The 20,069-nt window shown below is 64.4% G+C and carries 20 protein-coding genes; 11 read left to right on the top strand and 9 right to left on the bottom strand.

The window, feature by feature from the left end; translation table 11 throughout:
* Window positions 1-10: 10 nt before the first annotated feature.
* The 4 genes from VFW84_RS13390 to VFW84_RS13375 form a co-directional block, all read right to left on the bottom strand.
* Window positions 11-616, bottom strand: coding sequence for a chemotaxis protein CheW (locus VFW84_RS13390; protein ID WP_329680958.1), 606 nt, complete (start codon window positions 614-616; stop codon window positions 11-13).
* Between the two features lie 149 nt (window positions 617-765).
* Complete coding sequence (locus VFW84_RS13385) at window positions 766-2,322, bottom strand: methyl-accepting chemotaxis protein (protein ID WP_329680957.1); 1,557 nt, start codon at window positions 2,320-2,322, stop codon at window positions 766-768.
* 231 nt (window positions 2,323-2,553) lie between these two features.
* On the bottom strand, window positions 2,554-3,645 hold the full coding sequence (ychF, locus tag VFW84_RS13380) for a redox-regulated ATPase YchF (RefSeq protein ID WP_329680956.1): 1,092 nt from the start codon (window positions 3,643-3,645) through the stop codon (window positions 2,554-2,556).
* Between the two features lie 48 nt (window positions 3,646-3,693).
* On the bottom strand, window positions 3,694-5,532 hold the full coding sequence (locus tag VFW84_RS13375) for an ATP-binding protein (RefSeq protein ID WP_329680955.1): 1,839 nt from the start codon (window positions 5,530-5,532) through the stop codon (window positions 3,694-3,696).
* A 141-nt stretch (window positions 5,533-5,673) separates the two neighbouring features.
* On the opposite strand from VFW84_RS13375, the gene VFW84_RS13370 reads away from it, so the two are divergent.
* Complete coding sequence (locus VFW84_RS13370) at window positions 5,674-6,834, top strand: FAD-dependent monooxygenase (RefSeq protein WP_329680954.1); 1,161 nt, start codon at window positions 5,674-5,676, stop codon at window positions 6,832-6,834.
* Window positions 6,835-6,844: 10 nt separating this feature from the next.
* A complete protein-coding gene (locus VFW84_RS13365) occupies window positions 6,845-7,612 on the top strand; it encodes a DsbC family protein (RefSeq protein ID WP_329680953.1) in 768 nt (255 codons plus the stop codon).
* Between the two features lie 41 nt (window positions 7,613-7,653).
* Here VFW84_RS13365 and VFW84_RS13360 read toward each other — a convergent pair whose 3' ends face one another.
* The 5 genes from VFW84_RS13360 to VFW84_RS13340 are packed head-to-tail and all read right to left on the bottom strand — an operon-like array spanning window position 7,654 to window position 12,636.
* A complete protein-coding gene (locus VFW84_RS13360) occupies window positions 7,654-8,802 on the bottom strand; it encodes a DUF3108 domain-containing protein (protein ID WP_329680952.1) in 1,149 nt (382 codons plus the stop codon).
* A gap of 3 nt (window positions 8,803-8,805) precedes the next feature.
* The gene (locus tag VFW84_RS13355) at window positions 8,806-10,593 is read right to left on the bottom strand and encodes a PDZ domain-containing protein (protein WP_329680951.1); all 1,788 of its coding nucleotides are present in this window, start codon (window positions 10,591-10,593) and stop codon (window positions 8,806-8,808) included.
* A 46-nt stretch (window positions 10,594-10,639) separates the two neighbouring features.
* On the bottom strand, window positions 10,640-11,131 hold the full coding sequence (locus VFW84_RS13350; protein WP_329680950.1) for a DUF3429 domain-containing protein: 492 nt from the start codon (window positions 11,129-11,131) through the stop codon (window positions 10,640-10,642).
* Between the two features lie 51 nt (window positions 11,132-11,182).
* Window positions 11,183-11,971 (bottom strand): SAM-dependent methyltransferase, encoded by a 789-nt coding sequence (locus VFW84_RS13345; protein ID WP_329680949.1) that lies wholly within the window; start codon window positions 11,969-11,971, stop codon window positions 11,183-11,185.
* A complete protein-coding gene (locus VFW84_RS13340) occupies window positions 11,968-12,636 on the bottom strand; it encodes a Maf family nucleotide pyrophosphatase (protein ID WP_329680948.1) in 669 nt (222 codons plus the stop codon). The genes VFW84_RS13345 and VFW84_RS13340 overlap by 4 nt, the downstream gene beginning before the upstream one ends.
* Before the next feature lie 58 nt (window positions 12,637-12,694).
* On the opposite strand from VFW84_RS13340, the gene VFW84_RS13335 reads away from it, so the two are divergent.
* The 9 genes from VFW84_RS13335 to VFW84_RS13295 all read left to right on the top strand — a co-directional run.
* Entirely contained in the window at window positions 12,695-13,327 is a 633-nt protein-coding gene (locus VFW84_RS13335) for a YceD family protein (RefSeq protein WP_329680947.1), read from the top strand.
* Window positions 13,328-13,519: 192 nt separating this feature from the next.
* Window positions 13,520-13,702 (top strand): 50S ribosomal protein L32, encoded by a 183-nt coding sequence (rpmF, locus tag VFW84_RS13330; protein WP_329680946.1) that lies wholly within the window; start codon window positions 13,520-13,522, stop codon window positions 13,700-13,702.
* Between the two features lie 256 nt (window positions 13,703-13,958).
* The gene (gene plsX, locus VFW84_RS13325; RefSeq protein ID WP_414638990.1) at window positions 13,959-15,068 is read left to right on the top strand and encodes a phosphate acyltransferase PlsX; all 1,110 of its coding nucleotides are present in this window, start codon (window positions 13,959-13,961) and stop codon (window positions 15,066-15,068) included.
* Between the two features lie 10 nt (window positions 15,069-15,078).
* A complete protein-coding gene (locus VFW84_RS13320) occupies window positions 15,079-16,101 on the top strand; it encodes a beta-ketoacyl-ACP synthase III (protein ID WP_414638988.1) in 1,023 nt (340 codons plus the stop codon).
* 32 nt (window positions 16,102-16,133) lie between these two features.
* Window positions 16,134-17,072 (top strand): ACP S-malonyltransferase, encoded by a 939-nt coding sequence (fabD, locus tag VFW84_RS13315; RefSeq protein WP_329680944.1) that lies wholly within the window; start codon window positions 16,134-16,136, stop codon window positions 17,070-17,072.
* Window positions 17,069-17,818: a 3-oxoacyl-ACP reductase FabG gene (gene fabG, locus VFW84_RS13310; RefSeq protein WP_329680943.1), complete on the top strand. Its 750-nt coding sequence runs from the start codon at window positions 17,069-17,071 to the stop codon at window positions 17,816-17,818. The genes fabD and fabG overlap by 4 nt, the downstream gene beginning before the upstream one ends.
* Window positions 17,819-17,920: 102 nt before the next feature.
* Window positions 17,921-18,160, top strand: a complete 240-nt coding sequence (acpP, locus tag VFW84_RS13305; RefSeq protein WP_125243554.1) for an acyl carrier protein — start codon at window positions 17,921-17,923, stop codon at window positions 18,158-18,160.
* A 69-nt stretch (window positions 18,161-18,229) separates the two neighbouring features.
* Window positions 18,230-19,474 carry a beta-ketoacyl-ACP synthase II gene (fabF, locus tag VFW84_RS13300; protein WP_329680942.1) on the top strand — a complete coding sequence of 415 codons (1,245 nt, stop codon included), beginning with the start codon at window positions 18,230-18,232 and terminating at the stop codon, window positions 19,472-19,474.
* Window positions 19,471-20,069: hypothetical protein (locus tag VFW84_RS13295; RefSeq protein ID WP_414638987.1), on the top strand; the 599-nt coding region annotated here is incomplete at its 3' end. The genes fabF and VFW84_RS13295, both read left to right, overlap by 4 nt.

Below are 20,069 nucleotides of genomic sequence, written 5' to 3'. Positions count from 1 at the left end.
CATCCATGCTTCAGTGATCGGCCAGGGAATTGATCAGGCCCATGTCGGAGCTGCTCATCAAAGCCTCGATGTCCATCAGGATCAGCAGGCGATCGCTGACATTGGCGATGCCGGTGATGTAGGAGGTGTCGATCACCGAAGCACTCATCTCCGGTGCGGGCTGGATGGCCTGATCGGCCAGTTGCATCACGTCACTGACCGAGTCGACGACGGCACCCACCACGCGCCCCTTGACGTTGAGCACGATCACCACGGTGAAACTGTTGATCTCGGCCTCGCCCAGCTCGTTGAGGCAATTGAACTTGACGCGCAGATCGATGATGGGAACGATCACGCCACGCAGATTGACCACCCCCTTGAGGTAGGAGGGCGCATTGGCGATCTTGGTGGGCGGCTCGTAGGAGCGGATCTCCTGTACCTTGAGGATGTCGATGCCGTACTCCTCGCTACCCAGCCGGAACGTGAGAAATTCACGCCCTGCACTGGATTGGCGAGAGGATTGTTTGGGAGCCAGACCACGACCCAGACCCGAAGGGCCTGCCCCCAGGCGGGAAATGCTGGCGCCAGGGGCCGAGTTGCTCTGAGCCGTGGGGGTGTTTTGAATCGCGGTGTCCATGCATGTCCTCGCTGCAGTCAGTTGAAGGGCGATGAGGGGGGCTGCCCAGGTCGACGTGAAACCTCTAAGCACTATCGGCCACTTACCGAAAAACTGAAGCCTGAATCAGCGCCCCCTTGCGACGGCATCTCGCCGCAGGGGGGGCTGATTCAGGCGGAGAAGGTGTCAATCGACGCGTTGAGACGCTGAACCTGCTCCTTGAGGCTGGCTGCAGCGGCGGCCGATTGTTCGACCAGGGCGGCGTTCTGCTGGGTCATTTGGTCCAGTTGGTTCACCGCCTGGTTGATCTGGACAATGCCCGAACTCTGCTCGCCTGACGAATGACTGATCTCGCTGATCACGCTGGTGACCCGCTGGACGCTGCTCATGATCTGCTCCATGGCCGTTCCCGCATCGTTGACCAGCAGCGTCCCCGAGCTGACTTTCTCACTCGAGGCATGGATCAGCGTCTTGATCTCCTGCGCGGCTGTGGCGCTGCGCTGCGCCAGAGACCTCACCTCACTGGCCACCACGGCAAAGCCTCGGCCCTGCTCGCCGGCGCGCGCGGCTTCCACGGCGGCGTTGAGCGCCAGGATGTTGGTCTGGAAGGCAATGCCGTCGATGACGGCGATGATCTCGCTGATGCGTCGACTGGCCGAGTCGATCTCTGCCATGCTGGAAACCACATTGCTCATGAGTGCGCTGCCCGTGCTGGCCACCTGTGCAGCCTGGGTGGCCAGTTCATTGGCCTGGCTGGCGGCCTGTGCGCTTTGTTGCACATTTCCGGTCAGCTGCTCCATGGAACTGGCCGTTTGCTGCAGGCTCGACGCAGTGTTCTCCGTGCGGCTGGAGAGGTCCATGTTGCCGGTGGCGATTTCCGCCGACGCCGTGGAGATGGATTCTGCCGTGGCGCGAACCTCGCCCACAAGGCGCTGCAGGGAGGCTTGCATCAGATCCAGCGCGCGCAGGAGTTGGGACGCTTCGTCGCTGCCCTGGGTGTCGATCTGACCGGAGAGATGCCCCTGGGTGATGCGCTGGGCCACAGCGCGCGCCTGATCGATTGGCTGGCAGATGCTGACCTCATTGAGCCAGGTGAGCGGAATGGCGACGATCACGGCCAGAGCCACGGTGCCGATGAAGAGGATTTCCGTGGTCTCGAGGGCCTGTTGCTGCTCGTCCTGGCTGTGCTGGGCTTCTTCTTGCAGGATCTTGTCGAGCTGCTCGGTCGTGCTGTCGATCTGGTCGATCTGAGCCAGGATCGCGCGGGATTGCGCCAGCGCCTGGCTGCCGCTGAGCGAGCCCTGTGACAGTTGCGGGATCATGGCCAGCATGGCTTGGTGATAAGGCTGCAGTTGCTCGTTCACCTTGCGCAGCACCGGGTTGTCCTCGTCTTCTTCACCGGTGAGCATCTGTGCGATGGCCTGATCGAGTCGCTGCCGGGCGCTCAACCAGGACTGACGGTGGCGCTCGATCTCACTGGGCTGTCCTGAGGCCAGCATGAGGTCTTTTTCATGGCGACGCACCTGCCCGAGGGCCTCTCGCACATCAGACAGCGCACGGGTTTCCGACACGGAGTGATGTTGAAATTCGGCGTACAGACCCTGCATCCGGTGCATGCAGACCAGGCCTGTGCCACCCAGCAGGGCCAGCAGAGCCAGCACCAGCGCCATCGAGCCGCGCATGCGGGCGCGGATCGAAAACCGTCTCATCAGATCGGTCGCACTCATGGAATTCTCCTCCCGAGAATGCCCCATCAATCCGGCAGTCAGCCATCGAGTGGGTCAGTCAGAAGGGGCGCGCTGGCTGCAAAACGATGGCGATCATGGTTTGAGCGCGGCATGACTGCTCGCAGCACCCGGGTACGACATGTTCAGTGTGCGAGCGGAAAAAAAAGAGCATCGGGCGAAAAGCGCACCGATGCCCTGCCATTTGGCGATTTCTGCCCTGCAGGGCAGCGGTCAGACGTTGAACAGGAAGTTCATCACATCGCCATCCTTGACGATGTATTCCTTGCCTTCCGCGCGCATCTTGCCGGCATCCTTGGCACCTTGTTCGCCCTTGAACTGGATGAAGTCCTCAAAGGCGATGGTCTGTGCGCGGATGAAGCCGCGCTCGAAATCGGTGTGGATCACCCCGGCAGCCTGAGGGGCCGTGTCGCCGATGTGGATGGTCCAGGCGCGCACTTCCTTGACGCCAGCCGTGAAGTAGGTCTGCAGACCCAGCAGCTTGAAGGCGGCGCGGATCAGACGGTTCAAGCCCGGCTCGTCCTGACCCATTTCGGCCAGGAACATGGTGCGGTCTTCGTCACTCATCTCGGAGAGTTCGGCCTCGGTCTTGGCGCAAATGGCCACGACGGGCGCGTTCTGCTTGGCCGCATATTCCTTCAGTCGATCCAGGAAGGGGTTGTTCTCGAAGCCGCTTTCGTCCACATTGCCCACGAACATGGCGGGCTTGGACGTGATCAGGCACAGGGGCTTGACCAGGGCCAGCTCTTCCTTGCTGAAGTCGACCGAGCGAACGGGTCGGGCCTCGTTGAGCGCGGCCTGGCATTTCTCCAGCACCTTGACCAGGGCCTGGGCTTCCTTGTCGCCCGAGCGGGCCGTCTTGTTGTAGCGGTGCAGGCTTTTCTCGACGGTGCCCAGATCGGCCAGGCACAGCTCGGTCTGAATGACTTCGATGTCGGAGATCGGATCGACCTTGCCGGCCACGTGGATCACGTTCTCGTCCTCGAAACAGCGCACCACGTTGACGATGGCATCGGTTTCGCGGATGTGCGAGAGAAACTGGTTGCCCAGGCCTTCACCCTGGGAGGCACCGGCGACCAGCCCGGCGATGTCGACAAACTCGACGATGGCAGGCACGATGCGCTCAGGCTGGATGATCTGGGCCAGGGCATCGAGGCGCGGGTCAGGCAACTCCACCACGCCCACATTGGGCTCGATGGTGCAGAAGGGGTAATTTTCAGCGGCGATGCCCGCCTTGGTCAGCGCATTGAAAAGGGTGGACTTGCCCACATTGGGCAGGCCCACGATGCCGCATTTGAGGCTCATGGTCGATCCTGTCTGGTCTCGTCGATTCGGGAGAAGTAAGCCGAGATTCTACGAGGTCACGGGTTTGAGCCGCCATTGGGCCACCGCGCGCACCAAAGCGCGGCTTTCGATGGGCTTGGTGAGCACGTCGCTCATGCCCGCTTCGAGGCACTGTTCGCGGTCTTCCAGATAGGCGTTGGCCGTCAGGCCCAGCACGGGCAGCAGACGGGCTTTGTGACCCGCCTCACCGCCGCGGATGCGGCGTGTGGCTTCCAGCCCATCCATGCCGGGCATGCGGAAGTCCATCAGGATCAGGTCCACGGAATGGTCCCGCAGGAAGGTCAGGGCGGCCTCGCCACTGTCAACAGCTTCCGGAATGGCCTTCGCGCTTTTGAGCACCTCGCAAGCCAGCATGCTGTTGACGGGGTCGTCTTCCACCACCAGCACACGAACCCCTTCAATCGCACTATCGCGGGACGGGGGCGCGACCGGGTCGGCGACGAGCCCGGAGGAGATCGCCAGCGGCACGATGACACGCACGGTGGTGCCGATGCCCTCGCGGCTCTCCAGCGCCAGCTCACCGCCCATGAGCTCGACCAGCTCGCGTGTGATGGTCAAGCCCAGCCCGACACCGCCGTGGCGGCGCGTGCTGTCATGGTCGGCCTGGTAGAAGGCCTCGAAGACGCGCCCCTGGGCTTCGTCACTCAGACCCGGACCGGTGTCGATCACCTGGAACTCGATCCGCTCATCGGCATGGCCGAACACCTTCAACTGGATCCCGCCGTGCTCCGTGAACTTGCAGGCATTGGCCAGCAAGTTGATCAGCACCTGGGTCAGACGCAAAGCGTCACCGCGTCTCTGGAGTGGCAGGGCCGGGTCGACATGCAGGCTCAGGGAGAGATCCTTGCTCTGGGTCATGGGCAGCACGGCTTCGGTGGCCCGGCGACAGACGGAGGACAAGTCCAGAACCTCATTGACCAGTGTCACCTTGCCCGCTTCGATGCGCGAGAGGTCCAGCACCTGATCGATCAGGGCCAGCAGATGCTTGCCACTGTTGTGGATGGTGCTGACCAGGCGGGCTTCGCGCTCGGGCAGAGGGCCTTCCGGGCGTTCTGCGAGCAGGTCGGCCGACACCAGCATGGCATGCAGGGGCGTGCGCAGCTCGTGGCTCATGACGGCCAGGAACTGGCTCTTGGCCCGGGAGGCGGCCTCGGCCGAGTCGCGAGCTTCAGCCAGGGCCGTGGTCTTGTCCGTCATCCACTGCTCCAGTGCATGCCGGGCGTCGGAGGGGCCAACAGGGCCGTCCGACGCCAGGATGCGCACGACGCCGTGGCGCAGCCGGGAGACGCCCAGGAGGCTGAGCATCACGGCCACATGCACCAGGATGCCGTTGATCATCAGTGGCGCATAGTCGGCCTCCCATTGCTCCAGGGGCAGATCCATGACCCTCAGGGCCGGAGGGATGGAGACGATGGTCAGCAGGATCAGGGACCAGGCCAGGGCTTGCCGCTGGGGCCAGGTGATGTGCAGCAGCAAGGTGATCAGGATGCACCACATGTAGGTGGTGGACATCCAGAAAGGCCCGACATGGTCCAGGTTGAAGAAGCTCAGGTGGATCACGCCGATGATGAAGTACACCTGCAGCGTCAGGATGGCCATGCGCTGGGTGGTCAGCAGCGTGTCGGGCTTGAAGCGCAGACGCAGGAACAGGCCCAGAAGGGCCAGGGCCAGCAAGGGTTGCCCCAGACGGTCATGGGCGGCGATCGTGTGGGTCAATGTCTCGACGATGTGCACCATCAGGGTCGCGACGGTGCCGATACCCAGTGCAATCAGGGTGGTCTTGCGCTCGAGCAGCGCCACCACGGGGCTGCCGTCATCCTGATTGTGTGTGGTGGTTGTCGTGGTCACAGCGTATCGGGCCTTGGGCCAAGCCATTCATGGCGAAAAGATGCATTAAATGCGAAATGTAGATTCAAAGCAGGGCTCTGTCTGTCGGGCGCACCCCTGATGTCCCTTGCTTGAGGGGGCCATGACACTAGAATGCCACGCATGACTTCAGCCGTTTTCGATGTATGTGTCAGTGGCAGCGGTGCCGTGGCACGGGCGCTGGCCCTGGCTTTGTCCGGGCAAGGCTGGCGGGTGGCGTGGGCCTGTGAGCCTGGGGCCCTGACGGCGCGCCCACACGATATCCGTACCTATGCACTCAATGCGAGAGCGATTGCCTTGCTTGAGCGTCTGCGTGTGTGGCCCCAGTTGCAGGCCCACGCAGCCCCTGTGCACGAGATGCGCATCCAGGGAGACGAGGGCGGGGGGCTGACGTTCTCGGCCTGGCAACAGTGCGTAGGTGAGCTCACCTGGATCGTCGATGCAGGGGCGCTTGAACGTCTGCTCGGGGAGGCCTTGCGGTTCGCGCCTCACGTGACCCAAGTCCCTCCGCTGGGGCCCGACAACGCGGGTGTGAGCGCATCCCTGCTGGCCATTTGCGAGGGTAAGTTCTCGGGTACCCGCAGTGCTTTGGGTGTCTCCTTTACACGTCATGACTACGGCCATTGGGGTGTGGCGGCTCGCCTGAAGGCCAGTCGCCCACATGCAGGCATTGCCCGCCAGTGGTTCCGCTCGCCAGACGTTCTGGCCTTGCTGCCTTTCAATGACCCGGCGCCTGGGGCGTCCTACGGCCTGGTCTGGTCGGTGCCCAGGGAGCGCGCGCAAGCGCTGATGGCCCTGCCACCGCATGCTTTCGAGGCCGAACTGCAGCAAGCCTTGCGCGAGAGCGATGCTGCAGGCGCTTTGGCCGTGGGCGATCTCACGCTCACCTCCGAGGTGGCGTCCTGGCCCCTGGCGCTGGCCCAGGCAGACACCTGGACCGGACCGGGCTGGGCCTTGCTGGGTGATGCCGCACATCAGGTCCATCCTCTGGCAGGGCAGGGCTTGAACCTGGGGCTGGCCGATGTGGATGCGCTCGTCGATGTGCTGGGGCAGTCGCGTGAGCGCGAGCCCTGGCGTTCACCCGGGGACGAGCGTGTGTTGCGTCGTTACGCGCGTGCCCGCTGGTTGCCGACGCAGGCCATGGCGGGCCTGACGGATACTTTGCTGCATTTGTTTGCCAATGACCAGAACCTGCCGCGGGAACTTCGCAACCGTGGCATGGGTCTGCTGGATCGACTGACCCCAGTCAAGCGCTGGCTTGTGAGCCGCGCCCTCGACGCCTGAAAGGATGCTTGTGCGTTTTCTCCCGAAGTTGACGGTGGCCCTGGCCCCGATGGTGGTGGCCTCTCTGATGGGCGCAGTCTCGACGGCGTCGATGGCTCAGAGCGAGGTGCCCGCCGAGCAGGCCAATGCCCTGAAGCAGAAGCTGGCTCAGCGCATGCAGGGCTTTCCGGTCATCGACGGTCTGCGCACCACCCCCATCCCGGGTCTGCTGGAGATCCGTGCGGGCCAGAACGTCTTCTATGTAGACGCCAAGGGTGAGCACCTGATCGAAGGCCACATCCTGGAGACCCGCACCCAGCGCGACCTGACACAGGAGCGTCTGGATGACATCAACAAGGTGGATTTCGACAATCTGCCCCTGCGTGATGCCGTGGTCTGGAAGAACGGCAATGGCAAGCGTCGACTGGTGGTGTTCGCCGACCCCAACTGCGGTTACTGCAAGGCCCTTGAAAAGGGCTTCGTGAACCTCAAGGATGTGACCATCTACACCTTCATGATCGGCATCCTGGGGGAAGACTCCAAGGCCAAGGCGGACACCATCTGGTGCCTCAAGGATCGCACCCAGGCCTGGCGTGACTGGATGACACAGGACCGTGTGCCGGCCAAAGCCTTCGGCATGTGCAATACGCCGTCGCAGCGCAATCTGGCCCTGGCGCAGAAGCTGCGGGTCAATGGCACACCGGCCATGTTCTTTGAAGACGGCAGCCGCCTGGCTTCCGCCGCACCCATCCCTGTGATCGAGCAGCGACTGGTCAAGGCATCGGCGGCTGCACGCTGACGCTCAGAGCATTCGCCGGGCCCATATGGATCACATTGGGATCACAGTGGATCTGATGCGGCCCGAGGTGCCTGGGTGCTTCCGCCGGGTGCCTGCTGCGGCGCTTTGTCCATCTTCATGTCGAAGTAGTTGTCCTTGCCCACACGGATGAGCATCCGGATCGGCAGGTACTGCAGCGAAGGGGCGATCCAGATGTCGGCCAGGACCTCGTCACCCTTGGAGTTCTGGAACTTGCGTGGTTTGAGACGGAAAGTGTCCACCTTGCCCAGCGGGGTGTCGAGCGCCTCCTCTCCGTCCACGTCATAGGTGACGGTTTCTTGCTTCTTGGTCCATGCCAGGGGCATCTCGATGGTGTTGCCCACCTTGAGCAGGCCGGGCTTGAGCATGAACTGGTAGGCCATCTGGATGTAGTGGCTGGCGGGGTCTTGAACACCCGGCATCTTGGGGAAACGGTCGCCATTGGGGAGAACCACCTCCTGCTCGTCGAAGGTCACGATCTTGGGCGCAGAGCTCTTGATGAGCAGCTTGTTGATCGATTCGAAGCGGCCCGGCGTGAGTCCGTCAGGCGAGATGGTGCCTTCGCTCGTCCAGCGTTGAGACGCGATGGGCGCAAAGCTGGGCCCGGCATAGGCATCCACATGGACCTGGTAGCGCATGTCCTCACGGACCCATTCCACTTGCGCGCTGCCGTAGATGGGGCCACGCAGATAGCCCTCCATCTTGAAGGTGACCCGTGTGGCTTGTGGCCACTCGAAGGCGGGCGCACTGGCGGCGGCCGACGCTGCGGGCGTCGCTGCTTCGGGCGCAGACGCTGGAGCGGAGGGCGCCAGCGCCACCGCGATGGGCTCGCTCACCGGCTCGGTGGGGCTGGAGGCAGCCTCGGGTGCAGAGGGCTTGGGCTCCGGGCGAGAGGCCGCCGAGGCGGCGCGCGGGGCGGGCCTCGGCGCCGCGACAGGCTGCGTGGGCACAGCCGGTGGTGCCGACACCACGGGTGGGGCGGTCAACTCCATGTCCGCCACCAGCGAGGCTTCCATGCGCTTGATGGTCGGCGCCTGATCCGGGCTCATCTCCTGCATTCGCAGCATCACGAACTGTGTGAGCAGGGCATGCGCCGCCACCACGGTGGCGATGATGGCACCCAGGGCCAGTGCCCGAGGTCGTGAAGCCGCGCGATCGCCCTGCCTGGCCATGAATCAGCAGCCCAGCCAGGCCTTGCGGCGGTTGAATCCCAGATCGACCTGAGGATCGTGCGCGCCGTCCTTGAGCGTCAGCAAGACGGTGTGATTCCAGGGCGAGGTGCCTGTGCCTGGGACGGGCAGTGTCAGGGTCATGAGCCGCTGGTCACGGCAGATCAGGAGGGATTGCTCGCGCGATCCATGGTGGAAGTGGTTCAGATCATCCGGGCGCTTGAGGCGCCAGCCATCCAGGGCGATCAGCTCGTCGCCGGCGCTGAGCCCGGCCTGTTCGGCCGGACTGCCATGCATCACGGACTGAGCCTTGAGCCCTTGCGGCGTCTCATGGGCGCGCAAGCCCAGTTGCTGGCTGGCCGATCCCGTCTTGTCCGTCCAGCGGACGGCAAAGGCCTCCAGCAGGTCCTGCAGAGGCAGATCATCGGTGCCATGCACCCACCGGTCGAGCAAGGTGCCCCAGTCGCGCGCATGGCGCGGCGGTGCGGTGGCTTCATCGTGGAGAACCTGGGCCACATCGGCCTGGGTGATGGGCCGCTGCAAGGCCCACAGCCGGGCCATCACACCATCCAGGCTGGGGATCGCGCCATCGGCGCGCGGCGGGCCCAGGCGCAGCGACAGATCCAGCGCCAGGGCCACCAGCGAGCCTTTGGTGTAGTAGCTCACCGTGGCGTTGGCGGTGTTCTCGTCCGGGCGGTAGTAGCGCGTCCAGGCGTCGAAGCTGGCCTGGGCGACGCTCTGCACCCGTCGACCAGGCGTGGCCAGGACTTGATTGATCGGCTTGATCAGCAGCTTGAGGTAGTGTGGTGCATCGATGCGCTGGGTGCGCAGCAGGAAGAGATCATCGTAGTAAGAGGTGAAGCCCTCGAAGAACCACAGCATCTGCGTGTAGTTCTCCTGCGTGTAGTCGTAGGGGGCGAACTCGGTCGGCTTGAGCCGTTTGACGTTCCAGGTGTGGAAGTACTCGTGGCTGATCAGGCCCAGCAGCGTCGTGTAGGCGTCGCCGGCCTGGGCATGGCCCTGGCGAGGCAGGTCGCGACGCGAGCAGATCAGGGCGGTGCTGGCGCGGTGCTCCAGCCCGCCATAGCCGTCCTCGATCACATTGAGCAGGAAGACGTAACGATCGAACGGGGGCTTGCGGCGGCCGTGCCAAAAGGCAATCTGGGCTTCGCAGATGCGCTGGGTGTCTGCCAGGACGCGGTCCAGATCGGCATGATCGGCGGCCCCAGTGACCACCAGTTCGTGGCGCACGCCGCGCACGCTGAAGTGCCCATGCCAGAAGGTGCCCAGCTCGACGGGGTGGTCCACCAGGGCGTCGTAGTCCGGGGCTTCGTAGCTGCCCTGGCCGCGCGCATCCACCTTGATGGATGGCAGTGAGGTGGCCACTTTCCAGCCCTTGGGCAAGCGGGCGATCTGCACGCGGTGGGCCTCGGTTTCCCGGCCCTCGACCCGCAGGAAGACGCTGGTGCCGTTGAAAAAGCCACGCCGGGCGTCCAGAAAGGCGGCGCGCACCGATGTGTCGTTGGCGTAGACCTCATAGCGCACGGTCAGCGGCTTGTTGCCTGCGCAATGGATCAACCAACTGGTCTTGTCCTGCTGGAGGGTGGGGCAGGGCGTGTCGCCCTGACTGGCCTGCAGATGGAGCAGATGCCGCGCGAACTCGCGCACCAGATAGCTGCCGGGAATCCATACGGGCAGGCTCAGCCGCACCTGGGCACCGGGCTGGCGCACCTGCAGGGTCACGGTGTAGCGGTGGGTGTGGGGCTGACCCACGTCGATGCGGTAGTCGATCATGCAGCGCGGGAGGGAGAGGTCCGTCGGGCGGTCAGGGCAGCAGACATCAGATCTGCGCCGCGGCCAGGAAACAGCTCAGGCTGGCGAGTGTCGTCAAACGAAAGCGCAAGGTCAGCCAGGGGGCCACGCCCAGGGCAGGGTAGGTCTTGCGGTCGCTGATGTAGCAGGCGATCAGCAACCCACCATGGACCACCAGACCCGCATGGGCCGGCATGCACACGGCCACCCAGGCGGCCAGGCTGTAGGCAATGCCGGTCCACAGGGCGCGATGCACCGTGTGGCTGGCAGCAGCCTCTGGCGAGGCGCGCATGACCATGCCCCAGTTCATGCCGCCCAGGAAGGAGATGACGACGGCCGCATATTTGGACAGGGCATCGACCACGAAGACGAAGGGCGTGTTGTCCGCCTGCCCGGCCAGCAGCCAAATGAACAGTGCGCCTCCCACGAAGGGGATCAGGCCTGCGTAGCCCAGCTTCAAGACGAGATCGCTGGGTGCGGTGGCGTGTTCAGGGGGGAAGGATTCGATGGGCGTGTTCACTGCATCAGGCTCGTCAAGTGCAACATCTGCATTGTGTCAAGAATGCGCCGCTCATGCGGCCAGCCAGGAAAACACCGCGGGCAGGTTGTCGGGCCACGACACCTCCTGGCGTCGCCAGCGCGCCACGCTCAGGGTCTTGCACCAGCCTGGCGACAGGGTCAGGCCACAGGCCACCGACAGCAGGGTCTCGGGCTGCAGCGTTTGCAGCAGGGCCTTGAAGAGTGTGTCGTTGCGGTAGGGCGTCTCAATGACCAACTGGGTCTGGCGCTGCTTGCGCGAGAGCAGTTCCAGTTCCTTGATGCGCTGCGTGCGTTGTGTGGCGTCGGTGGGCAGATAACCCTGAAAGGCGAAGCTCTGTCCGTTCAGGCCGCTGCCTGCGATGGCCAGCACCAGGGAGCTGGGGCCCGAGATGGGCAACACGGCGATGCCGGCGCGATGGGCCGCCAGCACCAGACCGGCGCCGGGGTCGGCCACGCCGGGCAGGCCGGCTTCCGACATCAGGCCGATGTCCTGGCCGGCACGGGCCGGCGCCAGCAAGGCATCCCAGGCGGCATCGGGGATGGCTGCGGCCGTGCCCTTGGGGGGGCGGGGCAGCACCTGGATGTCCAACTGCTGCAAAGGTGTGCGCAAGGGTTCGATCGCATCCACGCGTTTGAGCAGGGCGCGGGTGGTTTTGGCGTTTTCCGTCACCCAGTGCTGCAGCCGCGCGGCGGCCTGAAGGGCGCTCAGGGGCAGGGTGTCATGCAACGAGGGCTGCGGCGCACCGTCGGGGATGCTGCCCAGATCCAGGGTGTTGGGGATGAGCAGCAGGCGGCCTGTCGGAGGAGTATCGGAGGTCATGCGGTAGGGGCGGAATCGTGGTTCAGGGCGGAGGTGTGGGGATGCGCGCGTGCATGCCATTGCAGCGGGTCCAGTCCGGCATCGCGCAGCAGGCGTGTCAGAGGGATCAGTGGCAGGCCGATCAAGGCGGTCGGGTCCTCGGAGTCGATGCGGTCCAGCAGGGCGATGCCCAATCCTTCGCACTTGGCGCTGCCGGCGCAGTCATAGGGCTGCTCCAGGCGCAGATAGGTCTCGATCTCCTGATCACTCAGGTGCCGCATGTGCACGTGCACCGTGCTCATGACCTCGGCTTCGAAACCGGTATGGCGGCGCACCACGGCCACGGCCGTGTGGAACAGCACCTCCTGTCCGCGCATGGCCTGCAATTGCTGGACGGCTCGATCGTGCTGACAGGGCTTGCCCAAAGGCCGGCCATGCAGGTCGGCCACCTGGTCCGAGCCGATGACCACGACGTCGTCAGGGCAGGAGGCTGCCACGGCCCGAGCCTTGGCCAGAGCCAGGCGCTGGGCCAGGGCGATCGGGCGTTCATCCGCCACGGGGGTCTCGTCCACCTCTGGTGCCTGGACGCGAAAGGGCAGGCCCAGTCGGCTCAGCAGTTCACGCCGGTATGGGGAGGTGGAGCCCAGCACCAGGGCGGGCAGGTCAGTGGGGAGCGCGTCAAGCATGGTCGCTATTGTCGTCGCCATGAGCAGGCCGGCGTCGGCCTTGCCCTACACTGCGCCCATGAAACCGCGTCAATTCACGCCCCGAAAACTGAACATCGGGGCTTTCATCGAATCTGAATCCCCGCTGGAGGGGCCTTCGGCCCTGAGCGACTTGCCCCGCCTGGCCGACAGTCTGGCGCCCGAAGTGGCCCAGGACAGCATTCCCCCTGTGAGCTGGACGGCTCAGGGCCGACTGGTGCCTCAGCGTGTGGGTGGTCCTCAGTTGTGGCTGGACCTGACAGCGCACGCTGATCTGCCCTGGACTTGCCAGCGTTGCCTGCATCCCGTCGTCCTGCCGGTGGCGCTGGAGCGTCAGATCCGCTTTGTGGTGGATGAAAAGGCGGCGGCCGAACTCGATGCCGAGTCGGATGACGACGTGCTGCCTTTGAGTCGCAGTTTTGATCTGCTGTCCTTGATCGAGGACGAACTGATCATGGCCTCACCCTTGGTGCCGCGCCATGAAACCTGCCCCGAGCAACCCTTGATGTCGGTGTCGGATCCCGGTGTCGATGGCGATGAGGCACCCGAGGTGGGTGTCTCCGATGCCTCGACCGAGGCCGGTGGCGAGCCCCCCCGAGGCCAGCGGCCCAACCCTTTTGCCGTGCTGGCCAAGCTCAAAAAGGGGGAATCCGAGGGGGGAGAGGGGCGCTGATCGCAGGGGTGGAGGTATTGCTGCCTTGAATAAGGCGAATATCTCGTGATAGAATCTATGGTTTCCCGGGTAGCAGGTTTGAGTCAGTCGTCTGGCTTGCGTTCATTTCATGGCGTACTTGCTGGTCTGGATTGACCAAAATTCAAGCCGAACTGAAGCGGGTTGTCATCAACCCGAGTACTGGAGTCCAACATGGCCGTTCAACAGAACAAAAAGTCGCCTTCCAAGCGCGGTATGCACCGCTCGCACAACGCCCTGGTCACCCCGGGCACGGGCGTGGAGCCCACCACCGGTGAAGTGCACATGCGTCACCACATCAGCCCGACCGGTTTCTACCGTGGTCGCAAGGTCCTCAAGACCAAGGCTGACGCCTGAGATGCATCGGGGTGCCGCGCGGCTGCGCCCCTGTGATCTGATTCATTTGGCATGAGGCTGGTTTGCCAGTCATCATGCGTTTCGGGCTGGTCGTGCCGATGTATGTCGGCCTTCCGGCCCAAACTCTGTTCAGGCCTGGGCTCTGGCTCGCGTGGCCTGAGACAGGATGCCTGATCCGATGAGCACCACCACTGTCCCCGTGTCTCCTGCTGTGGCAGGGGCGGCTCGGTCCTCTCTGCCTGATTTGCAAGGCCCCGTGCGTATCGCCGTGGATTGCATGGGCGGAGACCATGGTCCGTCCATCACCTTGCCAGCGTGCAAGGCCTTTCTAGATACCCACCCGCACGCCGAGCTGCTGCTGGTGGGCTTGCCCGAGGCCATTGCGCCGGCCAAGGGCTGGGAGCGTGTCACCCTGGTGAGCGCCTCTGAAGTCGTCGCCATGGACGATCCCGTCGAGGTGGCCCTGCGCCGCAAGAAGGATTCGTCCATGCGCGTGGCCATCACCCAAGTCAAGCCTGATGCGTCAGGCGTGTCCGGTGCGCACGCCTGCGTGTCCGCGGGCAATACGGGTGCGCTGATGGCAGTGGCGCGTTACGTGCTCAAGACCATCGAGGGCATCGATCGCCCGGCCATCGCCTCGGTGATGCCCAACCAGAAGGACGGCTACACCACCATCCTCGATTTGGGCGCCAATGTGGACTGCAGTGCAGAACATCTGCTGCAATTTGCCGTCATGGGCTCGGCCCTGGTGGCCGCGGTCGAGGGCAAGGAAAGCCCCACGGTGGGCCTGCTCAACATCGGCGAAGAAGTCATCAAGGGCAATGAGGTCATCAAGCAGGCGGGCGAATTGCTGCGCCAGGCAGCGGCCCGTGGGGCGATCAATTTCCACGGCAATGTCGAGGGCAACGATATTTTCAAGGGCACGACCGATCTCGTCGTGTGTGACGGATTTGTCGGGAACGTCGCCCTGAAGACGGCAGAGGGGCTCGCGACCTTGTTCGCAGGGGTGATCAAGCAGGAGTTCACGCGCAATGTGTTCACCAAGCTTGTCGCGATCGTCGCTCTTCCGGTGCTATCTCACTTTAAAAAGCGCATGGATCACCGTCGTTACAACGGTGCAGCCTTGCTGGGCTTGCGTGGCCTGGTCTTCAAGAGCCACGGTTCGGCTGATGCCTTCTCTTTCGAGCAGGCCCTGAAAAGAGCCTATGATGCGGCCCGACATCGTTTGCTGGACCGCGTCCACGACCGCATCGCGGCCACCGTAGGCAGTCTGCCCGGCGAGGGTGTCGAACCCGACAACTCACAAGGTGCAACGGGCGGCGCAGTCGCCGGGAGCGTATCGGCTCCCATCGGACGCGTGGCCTGACCTCGGCTTCATGACTCCATCCCCCAAGGTTGCCGGCGGGGACGGGCCAGGCTCCATCCGCCTGTATGCTCGAATCGCCGGAACCGGCAGTTGCCTGCCACCCAGGCGCCTGAGCAATCAGGACCTGGCCGACCAGCTCGCCCGCGATGGCATCGAGACGTCCGATGCCTGGATCGTGGAACGCACGGGCATCCGCTTTCGCCACTTTGCCGACCCGGGCATGAGCTCCAGCAGCATGGGGGCCCAGGCCGCGTTGCAGGCGCTGGAGGCCGCAGGCTGTGCCGCCTCCGAGGTGGATCTCATCATCTGTGCCACCTCGACGCCTGACATGGTGTTCCCGTCGACCGCCTGCCTCATCCAGCGCCAGTTGGGTATCCGGGGAGGAGCGGCGTTCGATGTGCAGGCCGTCTGCTCGGGCTTCATCTATGCCCTGTCCATTGCGGACGCCATGATCCGCACCGGCGCGGCCCGCAAGGCGCTCATCATTGGCGCTGAAGTCTTCTCCCGCATTCTTGATTTCAAGGACCGCACCACCTGCGTGCTCTTTGGCGATGGTGCGGGCGCCGTGCTGCTGGAGGTCTCCTCCGCGCCCGGCATCGTGGCTTCCTGCCTGCATGCCGATGGCGCCTACGCCGACATCCTCAAGACGCCCGGCACGATCTCGGGCGGTGAGGTCCTGGGCGATCCCTTCCTGCGCATGGAAGGGCAGGCCGTGTTCAAGCAGGCCATCGTGGCCCTGGGCGAGACCACCGAAGAGGTGCTGACCCTGGCCGGGCGTGACATCACGCAAGTGGACTGGCTGATCCTGCACCAGGCCAACATCCGCATCATGCAGACCGCCGCGCGCAAACTGGGTTTGCCCATGGAGCGCGTGCTGGTGACCGTGGATCAGCATGGCAACACCTCGGCGGCATCGATCCCCCTGGCGCTGGATCACGCCATCCGGCAGGGACTGGTGACCCGCGGGCAGAGCCTGCTGCTCGAGGGCATGGGCGGCGGCTTCACCTGGGGCGGTGCCCTCATCGATTACTGACTCATCCACATTCCATCACACGAGACGACCACATGACCGCATTTGCATTCGTGTTTCCAGGCCAGGGCTCGCAGGCCGTGGGCATGCTCGACGCCTGGGGCGACCACCCCGCCGTGCGCGAGACGCTGGCCGAGGCTTCCGAGGCCCTGGGTGAAGACGTGGGGGCCTTGATTGCCCAAGGCCCCAAGGACCGTCTGGATCTGACCACCAACACGCAGCCGGTGATGCTGACGGCGGGGGTGGCGTGCTGGCGCGCCTGGCTGGCGGACACGGGCTTGCAGCCCGCCATCGTGGCGGGCCATTCGCTGGGTGAATACACGGCGCTGGTCGCGGCCGGTGCCCTGACGCTCAAGGATGCCTTGCCTCTGGTGCGCTTCCGAGCCCAGGCCATGCAGGATGCCGTGCCCGTCGGGGCGGGCGGCATGGCCGCCATCCTCGGTATGGATGCCGAGGGCGTCAAGGCCGGTTGTGCCGAGGCGGTCGCAGCCACCGGTGAGGCCGTCGAGGCCGTGAACTTCAATGACCCCAAGCAGACCGTGATTGCCGGGACCAAAGCGGCCGTCGACAAGGCGTGCGAGATCCTCAAGGCAGCCGGTGCCAAGCGTGCGCTGCCGCTGTCGGTGTCCGCGCCGTTCCACTCCAGCCTGATGAAGCCCGCGGCGGAGCGCCTCAAGGGGCAACTGGCTGCGACGCCCTTTGCGGCGCCGAGCATCCCTGTGCTGAACAACATCGACGTGGCCACACCGGCCGACGTTGACGCCTTGCGCGACGCCCTGTACCGTCAGGCCTTCGGCCCGGTGCGCTGGGTGGAGACCATCCAGGCGCTCAAGGCCCGAGGCATGACCCATGTCATCGAGTGCGGTCCGGGCAAGGTCCTGGCCGGCATGGTCAAGCGCATCGATGCCGACCTGGTGTCGGCCACCATTTTTGATCCAGCCTCGCTGCAAGAGGCCAAGGGGATCCTGGCATGAGCAACGACAACACCTCCCCCCAGATCGCCCTGGTCACCGGCGCCAGTCGTGGCATCGGTCAGGCCATTGCCCGGACCCTGGCCGAGCGCGGCTTTCGGGTCATCGGCACCGCCACCAGCGAGTCGGGTGCGCAAGGCATCTCCGATGCCCTGTCGGCCCATGCAGGCTGCAAGGGCGTGGTGCTCAATGTGACCGATGCCGCCGGGGTCGATGCCCTGATCGACGGCATCATCAAGGAGCATGGTGGCCTGCACGTGCTGGTCAACAACGCCGGCATCACCCGCGACATGCTGGCCATGCGCCTCAAGGATGAGGACTGGGACGCCGTGATCGACACCAACCTCAAGGCGGTGTTCCGCCTGAGCCGTGCCGTGATGCGCCCCATGATGAAGCAGCGCCACGGGCGCATCATCAACATCACGTCCGTGGTGGGTGCCAGCGGCAATCCCGGCCAGGCCAACTATGCGGCCGCCAAGGCCGGTGTGGCGGGTATGACCCGCGCCCTGGCGCGCGAACTGGGCAGCCGCAACATCACCGTCAACTGCGTGGCCCCGGGCTTCATCGACACCGACATGACCAAGTCCCTGTCGGACGAGCAGCACACCGCGCTGAAGGCGCAGATCCCGCTAGGCCGCCTGGGCCAGCCACAAGACATTGCCGAGACCGTGGCCTTTCTGGCCTCGCCTGGCGCCGCGTACATCACCGGGACGGAAATCCACGTCAACGGTGGGATGTTCATGAATTGAGGCCTTGTTTGGGGCGCCTCAATTCGATTGGAGCCGGTGAAACCGAAATGTCGTGTTTCCACCGGTAGAATCTGCCCCTTGTTACCACCTCCTGGAGGAGTCATGAGCGATATCGAAGCACGCGTCAAAAAGATCATTGCCGAGCAACTGGGTGTTGCCGAGTCGGAAGTCACCAACGAAAAGGCCTTCGTGGCCGACCTGGGCGCCGATTCCCTGGACACCGTTGAACTGGTGATGGCTCTGGAAGACGAGTTCGGCATCGAGATCCCCGACGAAGAGGCTGAGAAGATCACCACCGTTCAGCTGGCGATCGACTATGCCAAGGGCCACGTCAAGGCCTGAGTCTCCGACTTGTGAACAAGGCCCCTCGGGGCCTTGTTTGTCTCTACCGATCCAATATTTGTACAGAGCATGACCCGTCGTCGCGTTGTCGTCACTGGTCTGGGGCTCGTTTCACCCGTGGGCAACACGGTGGACGAGTCCTGGAAGAATCTGATCGCTGGTCAGTCCGGCATCGATACCGTCACACGGTTCGATGCCTCTGGCCTGGCCGTGCAGTTTGCCGGTGAGGTCAAGGGCTTCAAGATCGAGGATTACATCCCCGCCAAAGAAGCCCGCCACATGGATACCTTCATCCACTACGGCCTGGCTGCCAGCATCCAGGCGGTCCGTGATTCGGGTCTGCCGACCGGCGAAGCCCTGACTCCCGAGCAAGCCGAGCGTTTCGGCTGCCTGGTGGGTTCGGGCATCGGCGGTCTGCCCCTGATCGAAGCCACGCACCAGGAATACAAGGACAAAGGCGCTCGTCGCATTTCTCCATTCTTCGTGCCGGCCTCGATCATCAACATGATTTCCGGTCACGTGTCCATTCATTGCGGCTTCAAGGGCCCCAATCTGGCCATCGTGACGGCCTGCACCACCGGCTTGCACAGCATCGGCATGGCCGCTCGCATGATCGAGTATGGCGATGTCGATGTGATGGTGGCTGGCGGTGCGGAGTCCACCGTCTCGCCTCTGGGCATTGGCGGTTTTGCCTCGGCCCGGGCCCTGTCCACGCGCAACGATGATCCCAAGACGGCCTCGCGCCCCTGGGACAAGGACCGCGATGGCTTTGTGCTGGGTGAAGGCTCTGGCGTGATGGTGCTCGAAGAGTACGAGCATGCCAAGGCCCGTGGCGCCAGGATCTATGCCGAGGTCGCGGGTTTCGGCATGAGTGCCGACGCCTATCACATGACGGCGCCTGATGTGGACGGCCCCCGTCGCTCCATGGTCAACGCCTTGCGCAACGCCGGTGTGAATGCCGATCAGGTGCAATACCTCAACGCCCACGGCACCTCGACCCCGCTGGGCGATGTCAATGAAACCAATGCCATCAAGGCGGCCTTCGGTGACAGTGCCAAGGGCCTGGTCGTCAACTCGACCAAGTCCATGACCGGCCACTTGCTGGGCGGCGCGGGCGGGGTAGAGTCGGTGTTCACCGTGCTGGCGCTGCATCACCAGGTCTCGCCGCCCACGATCAACATCTTCAATCAGGACCCGGAGTGTGATCTGGATTACTGCGCCAACACGGCCCGTGATCTCAAGATCGATATCGCGCTGAAGAACAACTTCGGCTTCGGTGGCACGAACGGCTCCCTGGTGTTCAAACGGGTGTGATCCCGAGCGACGAGCTCGGTGACGCGTCGGCCTGGGTCTTGCCACCCGAGCCGGCCTGGGTGCATGCGCTCGGGCGCAGCGCCGTGGCTGCGCTGGCCATGCTGGCGGTGGGCTGGTGGGTCAGCCTGGCTCGTGATGCCTGGCAGGGCCGCAGCCCGTGGTGGTGGGCGCTGGCCTCAGCGACAGCACTGGCGGCCTGGGGGTGGAGCGCATGGCGTGCGCTGCGCTTGTCCGTGGCCGCATCGAAGGCCGGGGGAGCGCCAGCGTGGCATCGCCTGTACTGGCGTGAGCGCTGGTCCGATCAGCCCGGCGGGTCCAGCTCGCCCTGGCGTGACGCCGACGGCGAGGCGGTCGATCTGACCGTGCGCATGGACCTGGGGTCGCTGCTGCTTTTGCGCTTGTCCTTGCAGAAGCGTGGCGTCACGGTGCATCACTGGGTGCGCGAAGCCGATGTGCCGGGGCCCTGGCGTTGGCGTCTGACGATGTCAGCCCCTGATGCGGGTTTGTCCGAGGCTTGTCGCGAGATCGTGGCATCATCGCGTTCGTCTTCATCATCACTGTCTTCCTTGTCTCCATCAACCAAGCGGGCGCCTCG

This window comes from Aquabacterium sp., assembly GCF_036279655.1.
Taxonomy (GTDB): domain Bacteria; phylum Pseudomonadota; class Gammaproteobacteria; order Burkholderiales; family Burkholderiaceae_C; genus Aquabacterium.
This window is presented reverse-complemented; position numbering and strand designations above follow the sequence as displayed.

Excerpts from the sequence above, each read along its gene's own strand:
- VFW84_RS13390 (WP_329680958.1), bottom strand. The coding sequence starts at position 616 with ATGGACACCGCGATTCAAAACACCCCCACGGCTCAGAGCAACTCGGCC.
- VFW84_RS13385 (WP_329680957.1), bottom strand. The coding sequence starts at position 2,322 with ATGAGTGCGACCGATCTGATGAGACGGTTTTCGATCCGCGCCCGCATG.
- ychF (WP_329680956.1), bottom strand. The coding sequence starts at position 3,645 with ATGAGCCTCAAATGCGGCATCGTGGGCCTGCCCAATGTGGGCAAGTCC.
- VFW84_RS13370 (WP_329680954.1), top strand. The coding sequence starts at position 5,674 with ATGACTTCAGCCGTTTTCGATGTATGTGTCAGTGGCAGCGGTGCCGTG.
- VFW84_RS13360 (WP_329680952.1), bottom strand. The coding sequence starts at position 8,802 with ATGGCCAGGCAGGGCGATCGCGCGGCTTCACGACCTCGGGCACTGGCC.
- VFW84_RS13355 (WP_329680951.1), bottom strand. The coding sequence starts at position 10,593 with ATGATCGACTACCGCATCGACGTGGGTCAGCCCCACACCCACCGCTAC.
- VFW84_RS13345 (WP_329680949.1), bottom strand. The coding sequence starts at position 11,971 with ATGACCTCCGATACTCCTCCGACAGGCCGCCTGCTGCTCATCCCCAAC.
- VFW84_RS13340 (WP_329680948.1), bottom strand. The coding sequence starts at position 12,636 with ATGCTTGACGCGCTCCCCACTGACCTGCCCGCCCTGGTGCTGGGCTCC.
- VFW84_RS13335 (WP_329680947.1), top strand. The coding sequence starts at position 12,695 with ATGAAACCGCGTCAATTCACGCCCCGAAAACTGAACATCGGGGCTTTC.
- rpmF (WP_329680946.1), top strand. The coding sequence starts at position 13,520 with ATGGCCGTTCAACAGAACAAAAAGTCGCCTTCCAAGCGCGGTATGCAC.
- VFW84_RS13320 (WP_414638988.1), top strand. The coding sequence starts at position 15,079 with ATGACTCCATCCCCCAAGGTTGCCGGCGGGGACGGGCCAGGCTCCATC.
- fabD (WP_329680944.1), top strand. The coding sequence starts at position 16,134 with ATGACCGCATTTGCATTCGTGTTTCCAGGCCAGGGCTCGCAGGCCGTG.
- fabG (WP_329680943.1), top strand. The coding sequence starts at position 17,069 with ATGAGCAACGACAACACCTCCCCCCAGATCGCCCTGGTCACCGGCGCC.
- acpP (WP_125243554.1), top strand. The coding sequence starts at position 17,921 with ATGAGCGATATCGAAGCACGCGTCAAAAAGATCATTGCCGAGCAACTG.
- fabF (WP_329680942.1), top strand. The coding sequence starts at position 18,230 with ATGACCCGTCGTCGCGTTGTCGTCACTGGTCTGGGGCTCGTTTCACCC.